Origin of the sequence: Stutzerimonas azotifigens DSM 17556, assembly GCF_000425625.1 — a bacterium.
In the GTDB taxonomy this organism is placed as follows: domain Bacteria; phylum Pseudomonadota; class Gammaproteobacteria; order Pseudomonadales; family Pseudomonadaceae; genus Stutzerimonas; species Stutzerimonas azotifigens.
The window spans coordinates 17,435-37,594 of the sequence record NZ_KE384422.1; the positions used below are offsets into that span (position 1 = coordinate 17,435).

The following is a 20,160-nucleotide window of genomic DNA, read 5'->3' on the forward strand; positions in this document are numbered from 1 at the left end:
GACAGCCTTAGTGTTCGCCGGCAGGCCCACCGATCGGGGTCTCCGGGCGCCCGCCTTCCGGCTGCACCGGCGTACCGGAGGCACCGGAACCGCCCTGCCAGTCGCGCGGCTCGCGGGGCACGCGCCCGGCCATGATGTCGTCGATCTGATCGGCGTCGATCGTCTCGTACTTCATCAGCGCCTCGGCCATCATGTCCAGCTTGTCGCGGTTCTCGGTAAGGATCTGCTTGGCGGTGTTGTAGCAGTGATCGATGATGCTGCGCACTTCCTGGTCGATCATCCGCGCCGTTTCCGCCGAGACGTTGGCATGCTGGCTGCCGGCGCTGCGGCCGAGGAAGACCTCGCCCTCCTCTTCGGCGTACATCAGCGGGCCGAGCTTCTCGGACAGGCCCCACTTGGTCACCATGTTCCGCGCCAGCTGGGTGGCGCGCATGATGTCGTTGGAGGCGCCGGTGGTCACACCCTCGAAGCCCAGCGTCATCTCCTCGGCGATACGGCCGCCGAACAGCGAGCAGATCTGGCTGATCAGCGCACGCTTGGACAGGCTGTAGCGGTCTTCCTCGGGCAGGAACATGGTCACGCCCAGCGCCCGACCACGGGGGATGATGGAAACCTTGTAGACCGGATCGTGCTCGGGCACCACGCGCCCGACGATGGCGTGGCCGGCCTCGTGGTAGGCGGTGTTGAGCTTTTCCTTCTCGGACATGACCATCGACTTGCGCTCGGCGCCCATCATGATCTTGTCCTTGGCCAGCTCGAACTCGCGCATGTCGACCACGCGCTTGTTGGCCCGCGCCGAGAACAGCGACGCTTCGTTCACCAGATTCGCCAGGTCGGCGCCGGAGAAGCCCGGGGTACCGCGCGCGATCACCGCCGGATCGACGTTGTCGCCGACCGGGACCTTGCGCATGTGCACCTTGAGGATCTGCTCGCGGCCGCGGATGTCCGGCAGGCCGACCACCACCTGGCGGTCGAAGCGGCCCGGGCGCAGCAGCGCCGGGTCGAGCACGTCGGGACGGTTGGTGGCGGCGATGACGATGATGCCGTCGTTCATCTCGAAGCCGTCCATCTCCACCAGCAGCTGGTTGAGGGTCTGCTCGCGCTCGTCGTGACCGCCGCCGAGGCCGGCGCCCCGGTGGCGACCGACCGCGTCGATCTCGTCGATGAAGATGATGCAGGGCGCGTGCTTCTTGGCCTGCTCGAACATGTCGCGCACACGGCTGGCACCCACGCCGACGAACATCTCGACGAAGTCGGAACCGGAAATGGTGAAGAACGGCACCTTGGCCTCGCCGGCGATCGCCTTGGCCAGCAGGGTCTTGCCGGTACCGGGCGGGCCGACCATCAGCACGCCGCGCGGGATGCGGCCGCCGAGGCGCTGGAACTTGCCCGGATCACGCAGGAATTCGACGAGCTCGCTGACCTCTTCCTTGGCCTCGTCGCAACCGGCGACGTCGGCGAAGGTGGTCTTCACCTGGTCTTCCGAGAGCAGCCGCGCCTTGCTCTTGCCGAAGCTCATCGGCCCGCCCTTGCCGCCGGCGCCGCCCTGCATCTGGCGCATGAAGAACATGAACACGGCGATGATCACGAGGATCGGGAAGCTGGCCACCAGCAACTGGGTCCAGATGCTCTGCTGCTCCGGTTGCTTGCCCTCGATCTGCACGTTGTTGTTGATCAGGTCGCCGATCAGCCCGCCATCCTGGATGGCCGGGCGGATGGTCTTGAAGGTGCCGCCATCGGTACGGGTACCGGTGATGACGTAGCCGTCCACGGTCACGCGCTCGACGCGGCCTTCCTTGACCTGCTCGATGAAATCCGAGTAGTTGAGCGTCTGCGGCTCGCTCGGGCTGGAGAAGTTGTTCATCACCGTGACCAGCACGGCGGCGATGATCAACCACAGAATCAGGTTTTTCGCCATGTCGTTCAATTAGCTACCCTCTGGAGCAGGCCCGCCGTGGGCAAGGCTGCATGACGGCCGGTTGGTTGCCGGCCTAACTTACTACACAACGGGCTCACGCAGTCAGATCGTCTGTAACCCTATATGAAACCCACGCCTACAGTCTTACGACTCGGCGCGCGGCCAGTGGTGCCCGAACAGCGGCGACATCCGCCACCGCTCGCCTCAGCCGCGGAACCCGCGTGCCAGCAGGTACTGCTCCCGCGAGCGGTCGCGCGACGACAGCGGCTTGCGCATCTGCACCTTGTCGAAATTCTGCCGCACGTCCTTGAGGTAGGCGTCGAAGCCCTCGCCCTGGAAGATCTTGATCAGGAAATCGCCGCCGGGGCTCAGCACCCGCTTGGCCAGGTCCAGCGCCAGTTCGCAGAGGAACATCGCTCTCGGCTGGTCGGCCGCCCTCACCCCACTCATATTGGGGGCCATGTCGGAAATAACAAGATCCACCGGGTGCTCGCCGACCGCCTGCAGCAGTTGCCGGAACACGGCCTCCTCGGTGAAGTCGCCCTGGATGAAGGTGACGTCGGCGATGCTGTCCATCGGCAGGATGTCGGAGGCGATCAGCCGACCGCGCTCGCCGATCAGCCGGCTGGTCACCTGCGACCAGCCGCCCGGCGCCGCGCCGAGGTCGACCACCGTCATGCCCGGCCGCAGGATGCGGTCCTTGTCCTGGATCTCGAGCAACTTGTAGCTCGCCCGCGAGCGATAGCCGTCCTTCTGCGCCATCTTCACGTAGGGGTCGTCGAAATGTTCTTTCAGCCAGCGCTGGCTGGTCTTGGAGCGTGCCAAGCTGTTACCTCACCTGTGCGGCTCCGGAACCTGTCGGTTACACTAGCCGCCGTTTTTACGGTCGCGACGCAAGGGTCGAATTATGCCGCTCACCAATGAGCAGAAGAAAGAATACAAGTCCATCGGCCATCACCTGAAACCGGTGCTCACGGTGGCCGAGCAGGGCCTTTCCGAGGGCGTGCAGGCCGAACTGGAACGCGCCCTGAACGACCATGAACTGATCAAGGTGCAGTTCCGCATCGCCGAACGGGACGATCGCCGCGCCCTGATGGACGAACTCTGCCGCATCGGCCGCTGCGAACTGGTTCAGGTCATCGGCAAGATGGCACTGGTCTACCGCAAGAACCCCAAGCCCAACCGCCAGCTCTCCAACATCCATCGCCACCAGGCTTAACGGCCTGGCGTCGATTCCCCGCCCCCGGCTTCCGGCACCCGCTGCAGCACCAGCAGCAGGCCGCAGAAGGCCATCGCCAGATAGCTGAACACCAGCCAGTAGCTGCCTGCCCCGGCCCCGCCGGCGACCACGACCAGGTGGCTCGCCGCCAGGCCGAACACGGCGACCAGCAGCTGGCCGCGCAGATCCGCCCAGAGCGCCCGCATTCCGGCCACCTGGATCAGCACCAGCGCCTGCAGCAGGGCGCAGAAGCCGGCGAAGCCGACCAGCAGGGGCCGCAGCCCCTGCGCGACTTCCTCGACGAGCAGCGGCGCCAGGCCTATCCGGCCAAGCGCCGGCAGCACGATGAACTGCAGCAGCCAGAGGCCGCCGACCCAGAAGGTCTGGGCCAGCAGCCAGCTGATGCCGCCCGCACGCAGCGGACGCGGCACCTCAGACGTGGCGGACTTCGACAATCTCGTACTCGACCACGCCACTGGGCGTCTGCACCGCGACCACGTCGCCCTCTTCCTTGCCGATCAGCGCCCGGGCGATCGGCGAGCTCACCGACAGTTTGCCGCGCTTGATGTCGGCCTCGTCGTCGCCGACGATCTGGTAGCTCACCTGCTCGTCGGTGTCGACGTTGGCGATGTCGACGGTGGTGCCGAAGATCACCTTGCCGGTGTGCGGCAGGGTCGACACGTCGATGACCTGGGCGTTCTGCAGCCGACCCTCGATGTCACGGATACGCGCCTCGACCATGCCCTGCTGCTCGCGCGCGGCATGGTATTCGGCGTTCTCCTTGAGGTCGCCCAGCTCCCGCGCCTCGGCGATGGCCTGGGTGATCTGCGGGCGCAGCACGGTCTTCAGATGCTTGAGTTCTTCTTCCAGGGCGCGCGCGCCCTGGACGGTCATCGGAAATTTCGTCATGCACTGATTCCTGCGTGAAGATCCTGCAAGCGGCGCACGGTCTTCTCGGGACCGAACTTCAGCGCTTCACAGATCGCTTCCGCACCAGCCAGGGTGGTGGTGCAGCAGATCTTGTGCTGCAGGGCGTTGCGACGGATGGAATAGGAGTCGGCGATGGACTGGCGACCCTCGGTGGTGTTGATGATCAGGGTGACCTCGTCATTCTTGATCATGTCGACCACGTGCGGACGGCCCTCGGTCACCTTGTTGACCCGGCGTACCGGCAGCCCGGCGGCCTCGATCATCTTCGCCGTGCCGGCGGTGGCGACCACCTCGAAGCCCAGCTCGACGAGGCTGCGGGCGACCGCGGCGACGCCGGGCTTGTCGTCGTCACGCACGCTGATGAAGGCGCAGCCGCTGTTCGGCAGCACTTCGCTCGCGCCCAGCTGGGCCTTGGCGAAGGCCTCGGCGAAGCTGTCGCCGACGCCCATCACCTCGCCGGTGGACTTCATTTCCGGGCCGAGGATCGGGTCCACGCCCGGGAACTTGGCGAAGGGGAACACCGCTTCCTTGACGCTGTAGAAGTTCGGGATGATTTCCCGGGTGAACCCCACTTCCTCCAGCGTCTTGCCGGCCATGACGCGCGCGGCGACCTTGGCCAGCGACTCGCCGATGCACTTGGAGACGAACGGCACGGTCCGCGAAGCGCGCGGGTTGACCTCGAGCACGTAGATGTCCTCGCCCTGCACGGCCATCTGCACGTTCATCAGGCCGACCACACCGAGCTCCAGCGCCATCTTGCGCACCTGCTCGCGGATCTGGTCCTGAATGTGCTGCGGCAGCGAGTAGGCCGGCAGCGAACAGGCGGAGTCGCCCGAGTGCACGCCGGCCTGCTCGATGTGCTGCATGATGGCGCCGATCACCACCTGCTGGCCGTCGCAGACCGCGTCGATGTCCACCTCGATGGCGCAGTTGAGGAAGTGGTCGAGCAGCACCGGGCTGTCGTTCGACACCTGCACGGCCTCGCGCATGTAGCGCTTGAGCTCGTCTTCCTCGTAGACGATTTCCATCGCCCGGCCGCCGAGCACGTAGGACGGACGCACCACCAGCGGGTAACCGATGGCCTTGGAGGCGGCGATGGCCTCCTCCTCGCTGCGCGCGGTCGCGTTCGGCGGCTGGCGCAGGTTGAGACGCTCGACCATCTGCTGGAAGCGCTCGCGGTCTTCGGCGCGGTCGATGGCGTCCGGCGTGGTGCCGATGATGGGCACGCCGGCCTCTTCCAGGGCGCGGCAGATCTTCAGCGGGGTCTGCCCGCCGTACTGCACGATCACGCCCTTGGGCTTCTCGACACGAACGATCTCCAGTACGTCTTCCAGCGTGACCGGTTCGAAGTACAGGCGGTCGGAGGTGTCGTAGTCGGTGGAGACGGTCTCCGGGTTGCAGTTGACCATGATGGTCTCGTAGCCGTCTTCACGCATTGCCAGCGCGGCGTGCACGCAGCAGTAGTCGAACTCGATGCCCTGGCCGATGCGGTTGGGGCCGCCGCCGATGACCATGATCTTCTCACGGTCGGTCGGGTTGGCTTCGCATTCTTCCTCGTAGGTCGAGTACATGTAGGCGGTGTCGGTGGCGAACTCGGCGGCACAGGTGTCGACGCGCTTGTACACCGGCAGCACCTTGAGCTTGTGCCGCAGGCTGCGCAGGTTCTTCTCGGTCACCCCGAGCAGACGCGCCAGGCGGGCGTCGGAGAAGCCCTTGCGCTTGAGCCGGCGCATGAGGTCGTAATCGAGATCCGACAGACCGAGCGTCTTGACCCGCTCCTCTTCCCTGACCAGGTCCTCGATCTGCACCAGGAACCAGGGGTCGATCTTGGTCAGGGCGAACACGTCGTCGACGCTCTTGCCGGCGCGGAAGGCATCGGCCACGTACCAGATGCGCTCGGCGCCGGGCACGATCAGTTCGCGCTTGAGGCGGCTCTCGGCCTCGCTGTCTTCCAGGTCCAGCTTCGGATCGAAGCCGGCCGCGCCGACCTCCAGGCCGCGCAAGGCCTTCTGCACCGACTCCTGGAAGGTCCGGCCGATGGCCATGACCTCGCCCACGGACTTCATCTGGGTGGTCAGGCGGGCGTCGGCCTTGGGGAATTTCTCGAAGGCGAAACGCGGAACCTTGGTCACCACGTAGTCGATCGCCGGCTCGAAGGAAGCCGGCGTGCGGCCGCCGGTGATGTCGTTCGACAGCTCGTCGAGGGTGTAGCCGACCGCCAGCTTGGCGGCGATCTTGGCGATCGGGAAGCCGGTGGCCTTGGAGGCCAGCGCCGACGAACGCGACACCCGCGGGTTCATCTCGATCACCACCATGCGGCCGTCGACCGGATTGATACCGAACTGCACGTTGGAGCCGCCGGTTTCCACGCCGATCTCGCGCAGCACCGCCAGGGAGGCGTTGCGCATGATCTGGTATTCCTTGTCGGTCAGCGTCTGGGCCGGCGCGACGGTGATGGAGTCGCCGGTGTGTACGCCCATCGGGTCGAAGTTCTCGATCGAGCAGACGATGATGCAGTTGTCCTTCTTGTCGCGGACCACCTCCATCTCGTATTCCTTCCAGCCGATCAGCGACTCGTCGATCAGCAGCTCGCTGGTGGGCGACAGGTCCAGGCCGCGGGCGCAGATCTCCTCGAATTCCTCGCGGTTGTAGGCGATGCCGCCGCCGGTGCCGCCCATGGTGAAGGACGGCCGGATGATGCAGGGAAAGCCGACCTTGTCGAGCACGCCGTAGGCTTCTTCCATGCTGTGGGCGATGCCCGAGCGCGGGCACTCGAGGCCGATGTTGCGCATCGCCTTGTCGAAGCGCGAACGGTCCTCGGCCTTGTCGATGGTATCGGCGTTGGCGCCGATCATCTCGACGCCGAACTGCTCGAGCACGCCGTGGCGCTCCAGGTCCAGGGCGCAGTTCAGCGCGGTCTGGCCGCCCATGGTCGGCAGCAGCGCGTCGGGGCGCTCCTTCTCGATGATCTTGGCCACGGTCGCCCACTTGATGGGCTCGATGTAGGTGGCGTCGGCCATGGCCGGGTCGGTCATGATGGTGGCCGGGTTGGAGTTCACCAGGATGACGCGGAACCCCTCTTCCTTCAGCGCCTTGCAGGCCTGGGCGCCCGAGTAGTCGAACTCGCACGCCTGGCCGATGACGATGGGGCCGGCGCCGAGAATCAGGATGCTTTTGATGTCTGTACGTTTTGGCATGGTTCTCTCGTAGATCTGGCTCGGCAGGAGCTTAGCGGCGCTTGGCCATGGCATCGACGAAGCGGTCGAACAGCGGCGCGACGTCATGCGGGCCCGGGCTCGCCTCGGGGTGGCCCTGGAAGCTGAAGGCGACCTTGTCGGTGCGCTCGATGCCCTGCAGGGTGCCGTCGAACAGCGACTTGTGCGTGGCGCGCAGGTTGCCCGGCAGGGTCGCCTCGTCGACGGCGAAGCCGTGGTTCTGGCTGGTGATCATCACCACGCCGGTGTCCAGGTCCTGCACCGGGTGGTTGGCGCCGTGGTGACCGTTGGGCATCTTCACCGTCCTGGCGCCGGACGCCAGGGCCAGCAGCTGGTGCCCCAGGCAGATGCCGAAGACAGGGATGTCGGTCTCGAGGACGTCTTGGATGGCCTTGATGGCGTAGTCGCACGGCTCCGGGTCGCCCGGGCCGTTGGCCAGGAAGATACCGTCCGGGTTCAGCGCCAGGGCCTCGCTCGCCGGCGTCTGCGCCGGCAGCACGGTGATGCGGCAGCCGCGCGCGACCAGCATGCGCAGGATGTTGAACTTCACGCCGTAGTCGAAGGCCACCACATGGTAGGGCAGTTCGCTGGCGGGGATTTCGTCGTGCCGGTTGGTGTCCAGGCACCAGACGCTGGAGCGCCACTCGTAACGCTCCTTGACGCTGACCTCCTTGGCCAGGTCCATGCCCTTGAGGCCGGGGAAGCTGCGCGCCAGGTCGAGCGCCTTCTCCTCGGTGGCATCCTCGCCGGCGAGGATGCAGCCGTTCTGGGCGCCCTTCTCGCGCAGGATGCGGGTCAGCCGGCGGGTGTCGATGCCGGCGATGGCCACCGTGCCGTTGGCCATCAGGTAGTCGGGCAGCGACTGGGTGTTGCGCCAGTTGCTGGCCAGCAGCGGCAGGTCGCGGATGACCAGGCCGGCGGCCCATACCTGGCGCGCCTCGGCGTCGTCCGGCGTGGTGCCGGTGTTGCCGATGTGCGGATAGGTCAGGGTGACGATCTGCTTGGCGTAGGAGGGATCGGTGAGGATTTCCTGATAGCCGGTCATGGCGGTGTTGAACACCACCTCGCCGACGGTCTGGCCGTCGGCGCCGATCGATTCGCCGCGAAAGATGCTGCCATCGGCAAGGGCCAGGATGGCGGGCGTAGGGGCTGGCTTAGTCAAGAGACCTCCCGAGATCAAGACTTGCATACGCAGATTGTAAAAAAGCGGGATGACGTGTGAAGTCATCCCGCTTTTTTATCTGAGCCATTTCTGCGTAACTTTTAGTGGACACACTAAAGCCGGCAGTCTACAGAAAAAGCCCTTTCCGGTCCACCCGGAGACCCATCCGGTGACGGAAGGCCGCGCCCTGCGCTCAGCGCAGGCCGAGCACGTCCTGCATGTCGTACAGGCCGGCCGGCTTGTCCTCGAGCCACAGCGCCGCGCGCACGGCGCCCTTGGCGAAGGTCATCCGGCTCGAGGCCTTGTGGGTGATCTCGACCCGCTCGCCTTCGGCGGCGAACAGCACGGTGTGGTCGCCGACCACGTCCCCGGCACGCACGGTGGCGAAGCCGATGGTCTCGCGCTGGCGTGCGCCGGTCTGGCCCTCGCGCCCGTAGACCGCGACCTGCTGCAGGTCGCGCCCCAGCGCCTGGGCCACTACCTCGCCCATGCGCAGCGCGGTGCCGGACGGCGCGTCGACCTTGTGCCGGTGGTGCGCCTCGATGATCTCGATGTCCACCTCGTCGCCGAGCACCCGCGCCGCGGTGTCCAGCAGCTTCAGGCACAGGTTCACCCCGACGCTGAAGTTCGCCGCGAAGACGATCGGGATCTCCTGGGCGGCGGCCGCCAGCTTTTCCTTCTCCTCCGCGCTCAGCCCGGTGGTGCCGATGACCATCGCCTTGCCGGCCTTGCGGCAGACTTCCAGATTCTTCAGCGTCACCGTCGGGTGGGTGAAATCGATGAGTACGTCGAACTCCTCCACCGCCTTGGCCAGGTCCCCGGTCAGCGGCACGCCGAGACGGCCGAGAGCGGCCAGCTCGCCGGCGTCGGCGCCAACCAGCGTGCTGTCCGGTCGGTCGATGGCGGCGGTCAGGCCGGCAGCGCCGCCGGTCTGCTGCACCGCCTCGATCAGGGTCTTGCCCATGCGCCCTGCGGCGCCCATCACTGCAATACGTCGCATCCAGTCAGCTCCAGGCTGCAGGCCTCAGGCTGCAGGCGCAAGCTCGAAGCCTGTCGCCTGCAGCCTGCGGCCTTCTGTTCATAGATCGCCGAAGAAGCGCTTCATGCCCTCGAACCAGCCGCTGGCCTTGGGCGAGTGCGAGCTGTCGCTCTGCAGGCTGTTGCGGAACTCTTCCAGCAGCTCGCGCTGCCGCTTGTTCAGGTTGACCGGCGTCTCCACCGCGACGCGGCACATCAGGTCGCCGGGCGCGCCGCCACGGACCGGGGCCACGCCCTTGCCGCGCAGGCGGAACAGCTTGCCGGACTGGGTGCCCTCGGGGATCTTCAGCTTTACCCGGCCGTCGAGCGTCGGCACTTCGAGCTCGCCGCCCAGCGCGGCGTCGGCGAAGCTGATCGGCACGTCGCAGTACAGGTGCTTGCCGTCGCGCTGGAAGATCGGGTGCTCGCGCACCGAGACCACCACGTAGAGGTCGCCGGCCGGCCCGCCCTGGGTCCCCGCCTCGCCCTCGCCGGACAGCCGGATGCGGTCGCCGGTGTCGACCCCGGCCGGCACCTTCACCGACAGGGTCTTCTGCTCTTCTACGCGACCCTGCCCGTGGCAGTTGCCGCAGGGGTCGGTGATCATCTTGCCGGTGCCGTGGCAGCGCGGGCAGGTCTGCTGCACCGAGAAGAAGCCCTGCTGCATGCGCACCTGACCGATGCCGCCGCAGGTGGTGCAGGTCACCGGCGAAGTGCCCTTCTTCGCCCCGGTGCCGTGGCAAACCTTGCACTCGGCCAGGGTCGGCACGCGAATGGTCACCGTGGTGCCGCGCACCGCCTCTTCCAGATCCAGCTCGAGGGTGTAGCGCAGGTCGCTGCCGCGCGACGCGCCGCCACGCGCATTGCCCCTCGCGCCGCCGAAGAAATCGCTGAACACGTCGCCGAAGATGTCGGAGAAGTTGGCCCCGCCGAAGCCCGCGCCCGCCGCCCCGCCGCCCATGCTCGGGTCGACCCCAGCATGGCCGTACTGGTCGTAGGCGGTGCGCTTGCCGGCGTCGGAAAGCACTTCGTAGGCCTCGTTGGCCTCCTTGAATTTGTCCTCCGCCTCCTTGTCGCCCGGATTGCGGTCGGGGTGATACTTCATGGCCAGGCGACGATAGGCCTTCTTCAGCTCGGCATCGCTGGCGCCGCGCTCGACGCCCAGCACTTCGTAATAATCACGTTTGGCCATATCAGTCCTGAATCCTCACAGTCGTCTCTCCAGCTGCGGCGCGGGTGGCGCCGGCTCGTTCGCGAAACCGCGGCGCCCAGACACGCCAACGCGGGAGCGAGCTCCCGCGTGGCGGTAGCGCCAGCCGCGAGAAGCACGGCCGGCTGGAGCGGAAGCAAGCACGCTTACTTGTTGTCCTTGACCTCTTCGAACTCCGCGTCGACCACGTCGTCGCCGCCCTGGGCCTTGTCGTCGGCGCCCGGCTGGGCCTCGGCGCCGCCCTGCGGCTGCTCGGCGTACATCTTCTGCACCACCGGCGCGGAGGCCTGGGAGACAGCGGCCATCTTGGCGTCGATCTCCGCCTTGTCGTCGCCCTTGAGCGCCACTTCCAGTTCGCCGACCGCCTTCTCGATGGCCGCCTTCTCCTCGGCGGAGACCTTGTCGCCGGCCTCGGTCAGCATCTTGCGGGTCGCGTGCACCAGCTGGTCGCCCTGGTTGCGGGCGCTGGCCAGCTCCTCGAACTTGCGATCCTCCTCGGCGTTGGCCTCGGCGTCGCGGATCATCTGCTCGATTTCCTCGTCGGACAGGCCGGAGTTGGCCTTGATCACGATCGACTGCTGCTTGCCGGTGGCCTTGTCCTTCGCCGACACGTGCAGGATGCCGTTGGCATCGATGTCGAAGGTCACCTCGATCTGCGGCACGCCGCGCGGCGCCGGCGGAATGTCGGCCAGGTCGAAGCGGCCCAGCGACTTGTTCTGCGCGGCCTGCTTGCGCTCGCCCTGCAGCACGTGGATGGTCACCGCGCCCTGGTTGTCGTCCGCGGTCGAGAACACCTGCGACTTCTTGGTCGGGATGGTGGTGTTCTTCTCGATCAGCGGGGTCATCACGCCGCCGAGGGTCTCGATGCCCAGGGTCAGCGGGCTGACGTCCAGCAGCAGCACGTCCTTGACGTCACCGGCCAGCACGGCGCCCTGGATGGCGGCGCCCATGGCCACGGCTTCGTCCGGGTTGACGTCCTTGCGCGGTTCCTTGCCGAAGAACTCGGCCACGCGCTTCTGCACCAGCGGCATGCGGGTCTGGCCGCCGACCAGGATCACGTCGTCGATCTTGCCCACGTCGATGCCGGCATCCTTGAGCGCAATGCGGCACGGCTCGATGGTGCGCTCGACAAGGTCCTCGACCAGCGACTCCAGCTTGGCGCGGGAGATCTTCACGTTCAGGTGCTTCGGACCGGACGCGTCTGCAGTGATGTACGGCAGGTTGACGTCGGTCTGGGTGCTCGAGGACAGCTCGATCTTGGCCTTCTCGGCCGCTTCCTTCAGGCGCTGCATGGCCAGCGGATCGCCCTTGAGGTTGATCCCGCTTTCCTTCTTGAACTCGTCGACCAGGTAGTCGATCAGGCGGATGTCGAAGTCCTCGCCCCCCAGGAAGGTGTCGCCGTTGGTGGCCAGCACCTCGAACTGGTGCTCGCCGTCGACTTCGGCGATCTCGATCACCGACACGTCGAAGGTTCCGCCGCCCAGGTCGTAGACGATGATGGTGTGGTCGCCCTTGGCCTTGTCCATGCCGTAGGCCAGCGCCGCCGCGGTGGGCTCGTTGATGATGCGCTTGACGTCCAGGCCGGCGATGCGGCCGGCGTCCTTGGTGGCCTGGCGCTGGCTGTCGTTGAAGTAGGCCGGCACGGTGATCACCGCCTCGGTCACCGACTCGCCGAGATAGTCTTCGGCGGTCTTCTTCATCTTCTTCAGCACTTCGGCGGAGATCTGCGGCGGGGCCATCTTCTGGCCCTTCACTTCCACCCAGGCGTCGCCGTTGTCGGCCTTGACGATGCTGTAGGGCACCATCTTGATGTCCTTCTGCACGACGTCTTCCTCGAAGCGACGACCGATCAGTCGCTTGACCGCGTACAGGGTGTTCTGCGGGTTGGTCACCGCCTGGCGCTTGGCCGACTGGCCGACGAGGATCTCGCCGTCGTTGGTGTAGGCGATGATGGACGGCGTGGTCCGCGCGCCTTCGGCGTTCTCGAGGACCTTGACGTTGCCGTTTTCGAGGATGGAGACGCAGGAGTTGGTGGTCCCCAGGTCGATACCGATGATCTTGCCCATGTAACTCTCCGAAATCTTAAGAATCTTCAGATGGATTCCGCGCCGTTATCGGCCGCGGTCAGCACTGGAACGCTTGACTCCCAGATGGGGGCCCCAGCCCGTATTTCAAGCCTTTTCGTCGATGGTCGGCGGCGCTTCCGCCGGCGCCTTGCTGACCACGACCATCGCCGGACGCAACAGTCGCCCGTGCAGCAGATAGCCCTTCTGGAACACCTTGAGCACGGTACCCGGCTCGGTGTGGATGCTCTCTTCCATGGCCATCGCCTGGTGATGCTCGGGGTTGAACGGTTCCCCGTGCGGGTCGACCGGAACGACCTGGTAGCGGCCGAGGGTGTCGAGCAACAGCTTGAGGGTCAGCTCGACCCCTTCGCGCATCGGCTTGATTGCCTCGTCCTCCGGATTCGACAGCTCCAGGCCACGCTCGAGGCTGTCGACCACGCCAAGCAGGTCGCCGGCGAACTTCTCGAGCGCGAACTTGTGCGCCTTCTCGACATCCTGCTCGGCGCGCCGGCGAATGTTCTGCAGCTCGGCCGCCACGCGCAGAGACTGGTCCTGGGCCGCCGCCAACTGCTCCTCGAGCGATTGCACGCGGGCAGCCAGGTCCTCGTTGACGTTGACGTCGGTCTCCGCGTTCTCATTCAGTTCGGCACTCTGGTTGTCCAGATTCTGCTCGTCGGCCATGCGTTCCTCCTGTCGATTCGGTGCGGGCTCGGCCCGCGTATGGCGGCTATATGGGGATGGCTTGGCGCGCTTCAAGTGGCATATCCGAATGAATATCGTGAAAGGCCGATACCGGCCGTCTTCCGGCCTGCGCGTCGCGCTTGCCGATTTCGCGAAAAGAACTGTATAAATAGCCAGTCATCGATGCGGGAGCCCGGCCATGCTGGTTCATCTGTCCGTTCATAATTATGCGATCGTCGAACACCTCGACCTGGAGCTGGACCGCGGCATGACCGTGGTCACCGGCGAAACCGGCGCCGGCAAGTCGATCATGCTCGACGCGCTCGGCCTGGCCCTCGGCGGGCGCGCCGACAGCGGCGTGGTCCGCCCCGGGGCCGACAAGGCCGACATCCTGGCCAGCTTCGATGTCGACGAGATCCCCGGCGCGCGCGAATGGCTGAGCGAGCGCGACCTCGATGGCGAAGGCCCCTGCATCCTGCGCCGGGTGATCACCGCCGAAGGCCGGTCGCGCGGCTACATCAACGGCACGCCCTGCCCGCAGAGCGACCTCAAGGCGCTCGGCGAACGGCTGATCGACATCCACAGCCAGCACGAACACCAGTCCCTGCTCAAGCCGGACACCCATCGCCGGCTGCTCGACGAGTACAGCGGCAGCCAGGAGCTCGCCCGCCAGGTGCAGTTGGCCGCGCAGCGCTGGCGCCAGACGCGCCAGACCCTCGAGCGGCTGAGCAGCAGCGGCGACGAGCAGCGCGCCCGCCACCAGTTGCTCAGCTACCAGCTGGAAGAGCTGGAGAACCTCGCCCTCGGCGAACAGGAACTCGAGCAACTGGAGCAGGAGCACAAGACCCTGACCAACGCCGAGCAACTGCTCGGCGCCTGCCGCCAGGTGATGGAGCTGTGCAGCGAGAGCGACGCCGGCAACGTGCTCTCGGCGCTGACCTCCAGCCTGCAGCGCCTGACCGTGTTCCAGCACCAGCCCGGCGCGCTCGCCGAGGCGGTCAACCTGCTGGCCAGCGCGCAGATCCAGGTCGAGGAGGCGGTGGGCGAGCTCAACCGCTTCGTCGACCAGTTCGACGCCGATCCGGAACGCCTGCAGGCGCTGGAAGAACGCCTCGACGCCATCTATTCACTGGCGCGCAAGCACCGCGTCCAGCCGTTCGAACTGCCGGCCCTGCAGCAGCGGCTGCTGGAGGAGCTGGAAAGCCTCAACGCCGACGACGAGGCGCTGGGCCGGCTCGGCGAGGAACTGGCGGCCTATGAACGCCACTACGAGGAAAAGGCCGCGCAGCTCAGCGCCAACCGCCAGGAAGCGGCCGAGCGCCTGGCCGCCGCCGTGGAGACCGAAATCCAGCGCCTGGGCATGCCCGGCGGCCGCCTCGCCATCGAACTCAAGCCCTCGCCCAGCGCCGAGCCGCAACCCTACGGCCGCGAGCAGGTGGAGTTCCTGGTGAGCGCCAACCCCGGCCAGCCGCTGCGCCCGCTGAACAAGGTCGCCTCGGGGGGCGAGCTGTCGCGGATCAGCCTGGCGATCCAGGTCATCACCGCACAGACTTCGCGTGTCCCCACGCTGGTGTTCGACGAAGTGGACGTCGGCATCGGCGGCCCCACCGCCGAGAACGTCGGCCAGTTGCTGCGCCGGCTCGGCGAACGCGGCCAGGTGCTGACCGTCACCCACCTGCCGCAGGTCGCGGCGCAGGGTCACCATCACCTGTTCGTGCACAAGGCGCGCGGCACCGAGGAAACCCGCACCGCTGTCGCCGCCCTGGAAGGGCAGCAGCGCGTCGAGGAAATCGCCCGCATGCTTGGCGGCGTCGACCTCACCGAGCAGTCGCTGGCCCATGCCAGGCAGATGGTGACCGCGGCGCAGGCCTGAGAGGATTCATGCGCCGCACAGCCTGAAAGGGGGAGCGGGCTATGCAGGTGCAGCCGCCCGGTCGCCGCGAGGGCGCGCCTCCCACAAGGTGTGGCAGCAATCGTAGGAGCGGCCTTGGTCGCGAACCGATCTCAGAAGACAATACCCCCTTCGCGAGCAAGCTCGCTCCTACGGCAGGCAAGGCAACAGCGATCGGCGGAGCTGGCCGGGCGGCGCTCCGCTTCGGCCCACCTGGACATCCGGTGAGGGCTCAATCGACAGGCCGCTCGCCGCGCAGCTCCTACAGGCCCTAGCGCCCGGAACTTGAAAAGTGACCAGGCACAAAAGCGAACGCCCCGTTTTCGGGGCGTTCGCTTTTGGCGATCAACAGGCTGCATTTTCACACGGCTGCGAGGGCCGCCTTTTGGCCTGTCCGCCAGTCTCGCTCAATTCTTCTTGCGCACGTAGAGCACGAGGTTGTGATCGACCAGTTCGAAACCGTGTTTCTGCACGATCTGCTTTTGCAGTTCCTCGATCCCCGGATCGAAGAATTCGATGACGTCACCGGTGTCGACGCAGACCATGTGGTCGTGATGACCGCTGTCGGCCAGTTCGAACACCGCGTGGCCGCCGTCGAAGTTGTGCCGCACGACCAGGCCGGCCGCCTCGAACTGGGTGAGCACCCGATAGACCGTCGCCAGCCCGACATCCTCGCCCGCTTCCATCAGCGCCTTGTATACGTCTTCGGCACTCATGTGGCGCTGTTCGGCGGTATCGAGCATCTGCAGGATCTTCACCCGCGGCAACGTCACCTTGAGGCCGGCTTTACGTAATTCGCTGTTTTCAACCATGTTGGCTTCTCGCTGCTGCTGTTTTGCAGCCTCCTTCAATGCGGGTATGATCCGGGTCTTTCGTTGCCCAGCCAAGATAGTGGAAGTGACCTAGCGATGCAAAAAACCAAGTTCCTGCTGGCCAGCCTCACGCTCGTGGGCCTGTTCGGACTCGTCGGTTGCTCATTTCCCGGGGTTTACAAGGTCGACATTCAGCAAGGCAATGTCGTCACGCAGGACATGATAGACCAGTTGCGCCCTGGAATGACCCGCCGCCAAGTGCGGTTTATCATGGGCAACCCCTTGATTACAGACACATTTCAACCCAATCGCTGGGACTACGTATACAGCATCCAGCCCGGCGGCGGGCAACGCTTCCAGGAGCGGATGACCCTGCAGTTCAATGACGCCGACCAACTGGTCGGCCTGGCCGGCGACTTCATGCCGGGCGTCAGCCGTGACGAGGCGATTCTCGGCAACGAAGCCGGCGCGCCGGATCAGCCCGCCCCTGTGCAACCGCAGCCGCAGGAGGAAGCGCCGCAGCCGGGCTCGCTGCTCGAAGAGATCCAGCGCGACGTCGACGACGTCCGCACCGTGCCGGTGCCCAGCCCCGAACCGCTGGAAACCTCGCCGCGCTGATCCGCGCGACATTCACAACAAAAAGCCCGGCGATGCCGTAATGCTGTTCACTTAACCGAGGCGCCCCGGGAAATCCTTGATTTTCGGTAGGCCTACAGGCCTACATTCGCCGCGAGGGCGCGCCTCCCACAGGGCCCGGTGGGCGACTCCGCTTTTGTGGGAGGCCCGACCTCGGGGTGACCTCGCCTCGGTGAACAACATTACGGCAATGCCGGGGCAACGCTCTAGTCCGCCGGGCGCTCCGCCCTGGCCTTGGCCGCACGCGCCGCGCGCTGCTTGCGTACTTCCTTGGGATCGGCGATCAGCGGCCGATAGATCTCCACCCGCTCACCCTCCTCCAGCACCCGCTCCTCGGGCCTGGGCACCGCCTTGCCGAAGATACCCAGCGGCGCCGCGGCCAGGTCGAGGCCGGGAAAGTGCTTCGCCATGCCCGAGCGCAGCGCCGCCTCGCGCACGGTGGTGCCGGCCGGCACGCTCAGCCGCAGCAGCTTCTGCCGCTCCGGCAGCGCGTACGCCACCTCGACGATGATCTCAGCCATACAGGGCCCGAGCCCGGTCGCAGAAGGCATCGACCAGGGTGTTGGCGGCATGGTTGAACAGCGGCCCGAGGGTGACCTTGATCAACGGGCCGGCATAGTCGAAGCGCATGTCGAGGCTGATGCGCGAGGCCTTGTCGCCCAGTGCCTTGAATTCCCAGACGCCGTGCAGCTGACGGAACGGCCCTTCCTCCAGCGCCATCTCGATGCGCTTGCCCGGCTGCAACTGGTTGCGGGTCAGCAGACGCTGCTTCAGGCCGGCCTTCTCCACGGTCAGCCGCGCGCGCATCTCGGTGTCGCTGCTTTCCAGCACCTCGGTGCTCGAGCACCAGGGCAGGAACTCCGGATAGCGCGCCACGTCGTTGACCATGTCGTAGAGCGCCTCGGCCGGATAGGGCAGCAACGCCGAGCGTTGAATATGTGTCGTCATCGTCAGTTGCCTTATTGCTTGGCCAGCTCGGCCACGAACACCACCAGCACGCCAAGCGGCGCGACCACCCGCATCAGCCAATAGACCGCGGTGAAGAGCAGCGGACTGCGCAGCGCCAGCTCCTCGCGCACCGTCTCGCGCTTGAGCACCCAGCCGGCGAACAGCACGAAGGCCAGCCCGCCGAGCGGCAGCAGGATGCGGCTGGTGAGGTAGTCGATGCTGTCGAAGAAGGTGCGACCGCCTTCGGCGCCCCACTGGAACAGATGGAAGCCGTCCTCGCCGAACACGAAGAACCTGGCGTCGGCGCCCAGGTTGAACGACAGCACCGTGCCCATGCCCACCAGCCAGCACAACAGCGCCAGGCCCGCGGTGATCAGGGCACGGCTGCGGCCGGTGCGTTCGACCAGGTAGGCGACCGCCGGCTCGAGCATGGAGATCGACGAGGTCCAGGCGGCGATCAGCACCAGGATGAAGAACACCGTGCCCATCAACTGGCCGAACGGGATGTTGCCGAAGGCCACCGGCAGGGTGACGAACATCAGCCCCGGGCCGGCGCCCGGCTCCAGGCCGCCGGCGAACACGATCGGAAACAGCGCGAGCCCCGCGGTCAGCGCCACCAGGGTGTCGAGGATGCCGACGGTCAGCACGGTGGCGCCGATCGAGGCGTGGCGCGGCATGTAGGAGCCGTACACCATGATCGAGCCGACCCCGACGCTCAGCGTGAAGAAGGCGTGCCCCATGGCGGCGAGGACGCCGTCGAGCACCTTGTCCGGCTGGAAGCTGAACAGGAAGTGGAAGCCTTCCATGAAGTGGCCGGTGGTGAAGCTGTAGCCGAGCAGGATCAGCAGCAGCACGAACAGCAGCGGCATCATCACCCGCAGACTCTTTTCCAGCCCGGCCACCACGCCGCGGGCGATGACGAAGCCGGTCAGTACCATGAACAGCGTGTGCCACAGGGTCAGGCGCCAGGGATCGGCGGTCAGCGCGCCGAAGGCAGCGCCGGCTCCGGCGGCGTCGACGCCCGTGAAGCGGCCGGCGCCCATGCCCAGCACGTAGTCCAGCGACCAGCCGGCGATCACGCTGTAGAAGGACAGGATCAGCAGCGCTGCGACCATGCCCATGACCGCCGGCCAGGCCAGCTTCGGCGAGGCGCCCGCCTCGACCGCCAGGCTGCGCATGGCGTTGACCGGGCTCATTCGCGCGCGCCGGCCGATCAGCGTTTCGGCGAGCATGATCGGCAGCCCGACCAGGGCGATGCACACCAGGTACATAACGACGAAGGCACCGCCTCCGTACATCCCGGTCATATAGGGGAACTTCCAGATGTTGCCGAGCCCCACGGCCGAACCGGTGGCGGCCAGGATGAACACCCAGCGACTGGCCCAGGAGCCGTTGATGGATACCGCGTTGCCCGCCATGAGATGCCCGTACTGCGAAAAAAGAGCGCCATTCTCCGGAAATCGCCGGTGCCCCTCAAGTTGACACGCAGGCACGGGCTGTCGCCGGGCACAGCGTTTTCGTACGGCCTGGCGCAGCCTTATCGCCAGCCTGCCCGCGACTCCCTATAATGCGCCGCCTATGGCTAAACAGAAGAAACATCCCTCCGGGACCATCGCGCTGAACAAAAAGGCGCTACACGATTACTTCATCGAGCAGAAGTTCGAGGCGGGCCTCGCACTGGCCGGCTGGGAAGTGAAGAGCCTGCGCGCCGGCAAGGCGCAACTGGTGGACAGCTACGTGCTGCTCAAGGATGGCGAAGCCTGGCTGCTCGGCGCGCACATCACCCCGCTGACCACCGCCAGCACCCACGTCATCGCCGACCCGACCCGCACCCGCAAGCTGCTGCTGCACAAGCGCGAGCTGGGCAAGCTGTTCGGCGCCGTGCAGCAGAAGGGCTATGCCTGCGTGGCGCTGTCGCTGTACTGGAAGAAACACCTGATCAAGTGCGAGATCGCCCTGGCCAAGGGCAAGAAGGAATACGACAAGCGGCATACCGAGAAGGAGCGCGACTCGGCCCGCGAAATCCAGCGCGCGATGCGCACCAAGGGCAAGGAAGATTGACGCCCGAGGGCCTGCATGCAGCCTTGCGTCGGGCGGCCGCCGCCGCCAGGCGCCCCGCCTTTTCCAGCTAATGTCGTTTCCCCTAAGGGGTGACGACGGGAAACCTCTGGCTTTCGGGCAGGCCTACGGCCTGCATCGCCGCGAGGGCGCGCCTCCCACAGAACTCAGTGGGCAAACGCCGCTTTTGTGGGAGGCCCGACCTCGGGGCGAGTTCGCCCAGGCTGATGACCGGGAAGCCTCTGACCGACCGGCAGGCCTGCGGCCCGCATCGCCGCGAGGGCGCGCCTCTCACGGATTCGGTGGGCAACGCCGCTTTTGTGGGAGGCCCGACCTCGGGGCGAGTTCGCCCAGGCTGATGACCGGGAAGCCTCTGACCGGCCGGCCGCCTGCGGCC

The 20,160-nt window shown here is 66.4% G+C and carries 18 protein-coding genes; 4 read left to right on the forward strand and 14 right to left on the reverse strand.

Annotated features, from left to right (window positions below):
* Positions 1–7: 7 nt before the first annotated feature.
* The gene (gene ftsH, locus H610_RS0121620) at positions 8–1,918 is read right to left on the reverse strand and encodes an ATP-dependent zinc metalloprotease FtsH (protein ID WP_028241614.1); all 1,911 of its coding nucleotides are present in this window, start codon (positions 1,916–1,918) and stop codon (positions 8–10) included.
* Between the two features lie 204 nt (positions 1,919–2,122).
* Positions 2,123–2,743, reverse strand: a complete 621-nt coding sequence (gene rlmE, locus H610_RS0121625; RefSeq protein WP_028241615.1) for a 23S rRNA (uridine(2552)-2'-O)-methyltransferase RlmE — start codon at positions 2,741–2,743, stop codon at positions 2,123–2,125.
* 82 nt (positions 2,744–2,825) lie between these two features.
* On the opposite strand from rlmE, the gene H610_RS0121630 reads away from it, so the two are divergent.
* Positions 2,826–3,137, forward strand: a complete 312-nt coding sequence (locus H610_RS0121630; RefSeq protein ID WP_028241616.1) for a YhbY family RNA-binding protein — start codon at positions 2,826–2,828, stop codon at positions 3,135–3,137.
* Here the strand turns inward: H610_RS0121630 and H610_RS0121635 are convergent.
* The 8 genes from H610_RS0121635 to grpE form a co-directional block, all read right to left on the reverse strand.
* Positions 3,134–3,592, reverse strand: coding sequence for a hypothetical protein (locus tag H610_RS0121635; protein WP_028241617.1), 459 nt, complete (start codon positions 3,590–3,592; stop codon positions 3,134–3,136). The genes H610_RS0121630 and H610_RS0121635 overlap by 4 nt on opposite strands.
* Complete coding sequence (gene greA / locus H610_RS0121640) at positions 3,570–4,046, reverse strand: transcription elongation factor GreA (protein WP_028241618.1); 477 nt, start codon at positions 4,044–4,046, stop codon at positions 3,570–3,572. Before greA ends, H610_RS0121635 begins: the two co-directional genes overlap by 23 nt.
* A complete protein-coding gene (carB, locus tag H610_RS0121645) occupies positions 4,043–7,264 on the reverse strand; it encodes a carbamoyl-phosphate synthase large subunit (protein ID WP_028241619.1) in 3,222 nt (1,073 codons plus the stop codon). The genes greA and carB overlap by 4 nt, the downstream gene beginning before the upstream one ends.
* Before the next feature lie 31 nt (positions 7,265–7,295).
* Positions 7,296–8,444 (reverse strand): glutamine-hydrolyzing carbamoyl-phosphate synthase small subunit, encoded by a 1,149-nt coding sequence (gene carA / locus H610_RS0121650; protein WP_028241620.1) that lies wholly within the window; start codon positions 8,442–8,444, stop codon positions 7,296–7,298.
* A gap of 193 nt (positions 8,445–8,637) precedes the next feature.
* Positions 8,638–9,444, reverse strand: coding sequence for a 4-hydroxy-tetrahydrodipicolinate reductase (dapB, locus tag H610_RS0121655; protein ID WP_028241621.1), 807 nt, complete (start codon positions 9,442–9,444; stop codon positions 8,638–8,640).
* 78 nt (positions 9,445–9,522) lie between these two features.
* Positions 9,523–10,653 carry a molecular chaperone DnaJ gene (dnaJ, locus tag H610_RS0121660; protein ID WP_028241622.1) on the reverse strand — a complete coding sequence of 377 codons (1,131 nt, stop codon included), beginning with the start codon at positions 10,651–10,653 and terminating at the stop codon, positions 9,523–9,525.
* 164 nt (positions 10,654–10,817) lie between these two features.
* Positions 10,818–12,737 carry a molecular chaperone DnaK gene (dnaK, locus tag H610_RS0121665; RefSeq protein WP_028241623.1) on the reverse strand — a complete coding sequence of 640 codons (1,920 nt, stop codon included), beginning with the start codon at positions 12,735–12,737 and terminating at the stop codon, positions 10,818–10,820.
* Between the two features lie 105 nt (positions 12,738–12,842).
* Entirely contained in the window at positions 12,843–13,493 is a 651-nt protein-coding gene (gene grpE / locus H610_RS0121670; protein WP_256380921.1) for a nucleotide exchange factor GrpE, read from the reverse strand.
* A 124-nt stretch (positions 13,494–13,617) separates the two neighbouring features.
* Here grpE and recN point away from each other — a divergent pair, with 124 nt between their 5' ends.
* Complete coding sequence (recN, locus tag H610_RS0121675) at positions 13,618–15,291, forward strand: DNA repair protein RecN (RefSeq protein ID WP_028241625.1); 1,674 nt, start codon at positions 13,618–13,620, stop codon at positions 15,289–15,291.
* A 425-nt stretch (positions 15,292–15,716) separates the two neighbouring features.
* Here recN and fur read toward each other — a convergent pair whose 3' ends face one another.
* Complete coding sequence (fur, locus tag H610_RS0121680) at positions 15,717–16,121, reverse strand: ferric iron uptake transcriptional regulator (RefSeq protein ID WP_028241626.1); 405 nt, start codon at positions 16,119–16,121, stop codon at positions 15,717–15,719.
* A gap of 96 nt (positions 16,122–16,217) precedes the next feature.
* On the opposite strand from fur, the gene H610_RS0121685 reads away from it, so the two are divergent.
* Positions 16,218–16,739, forward strand: coding sequence for an outer membrane protein assembly factor BamE (locus tag H610_RS0121685; protein ID WP_028241627.1), 522 nt, complete (start codon positions 16,218–16,220; stop codon positions 16,737–16,739).
* 224 nt (positions 16,740–16,963) lie between these two features.
* Here the strand turns inward: H610_RS0121685 and H610_RS0121690 are convergent, their stop codons facing one another.
* Genes H610_RS0121690 through H610_RS0121700 form a run of 3 tightly spaced genes read right to left on the reverse strand, consistent with a single transcriptional unit; the run spans position 16,964 to position 19,123 of the window.
* Entirely contained in the window at positions 16,964–17,278 is a 315-nt protein-coding gene (locus H610_RS0121690) for an RnfH family protein (RefSeq protein ID WP_028241628.1), read from the reverse strand.
* The gene (locus tag H610_RS0121695) at positions 17,271–17,705 is read right to left on the reverse strand and encodes a type II toxin-antitoxin system RatA family toxin (RefSeq protein ID WP_028241629.1); all 435 of its coding nucleotides are present in this window, start codon (positions 17,703–17,705) and stop codon (positions 17,271–17,273) included. The genes H610_RS0121690 and H610_RS0121695 overlap by 8 nt, the downstream gene beginning before the upstream one ends.
* 11 nt (positions 17,706–17,716) lie before the next feature.
* Positions 17,717–19,123 (reverse strand): sodium-dependent transporter, encoded by a 1,407-nt coding sequence (locus H610_RS0121700; RefSeq protein ID WP_028241630.1) that lies wholly within the window; start codon positions 19,121–19,123, stop codon positions 17,717–17,719.
* Between the two features lie 160 nt (positions 19,124–19,283).
* On the opposite strand from H610_RS0121700, the gene smpB reads away from it, so the two are divergent.
* Positions 19,284–19,766, forward strand: coding sequence for an SsrA-binding protein SmpB (gene smpB / locus H610_RS0121705; RefSeq protein ID WP_028241631.1), 483 nt, complete (start codon positions 19,284–19,286; stop codon positions 19,764–19,766).
* Positions 19,767–20,160: the final 394 nt, after the last annotated feature.

Coding starts and splice junctions, on each gene's coding strand:
- ftsH (WP_028241614.1), bottom strand. CDS start 1,918: ATGGCGAAAAACCTGATTCTGTGGTTGATCATCGCCGCCGTGCTGGTC.
- H610_RS0121630 (WP_028241616.1), top strand. CDS start 2,826: ATGCCGCTCACCAATGAGCAGAAGAAAGAATACAAGTCCATCGGCCAT.
- greA (WP_028241618.1), bottom strand. CDS start 4,046: ATGACGAAATTTCCGATGACCGTCCAGGGCGCGCGCGCCCTGGAAGAA.
- carB (WP_028241619.1), bottom strand. CDS start 7,264: ATGCCAAAACGTACAGACATCAAAAGCATCCTGATTCTCGGCGCCGGC.
- dapB (WP_028241621.1), bottom strand. CDS start 9,444: ATGCGACGTATTGCAGTGATGGGCGCCGCAGGGCGCATGGGCAAGACC.
- dnaJ (WP_028241622.1), bottom strand. CDS start 10,653: ATGGCCAAACGTGATTATTACGAAGTGCTGGGCGTCGAGCGCGGCGCC.
- dnaK (WP_028241623.1), bottom strand. CDS start 12,737: ATGGGCAAGATCATCGGTATCGACCTGGGGACCACCAACTCCTGCGTC.
- recN (WP_028241625.1), top strand. CDS start 13,618: ATGCTGGTTCATCTGTCCGTTCATAATTATGCGATCGTCGAACACCTC.
- fur (WP_028241626.1), bottom strand. CDS start 16,121: ATGGTTGAAAACAGCGAATTACGTAAAGCCGGCCTCAAGGTGACGTTG.
- H610_RS0121685 (WP_028241627.1), top strand. CDS start 16,218: ATGCAAAAAACCAAGTTCCTGCTGGCCAGCCTCACGCTCGTGGGCCTG.
- H610_RS0121690 (WP_028241628.1), bottom strand. CDS start 17,278: ATGGCTGAGATCATCGTCGAGGTGGCGTACGCGCTGCCGGAGCGGCAG.
- H610_RS0121695 (WP_028241629.1), bottom strand. CDS start 17,705: ATGACGACACATATTCAACGCTCGGCGTTGCTGCCCTATCCGGCCGAG.
- H610_RS0121700 (WP_028241630.1), bottom strand. CDS start 19,123: ATGGCGGGCAACGCGGTATCCATCAACGGCTCCTGGGCCAGTCGCTGG.
- smpB (WP_028241631.1), top strand. CDS start 19,284: ATGGCTAAACAGAAGAAACATCCCTCCGGGACCATCGCGCTGAACAAA.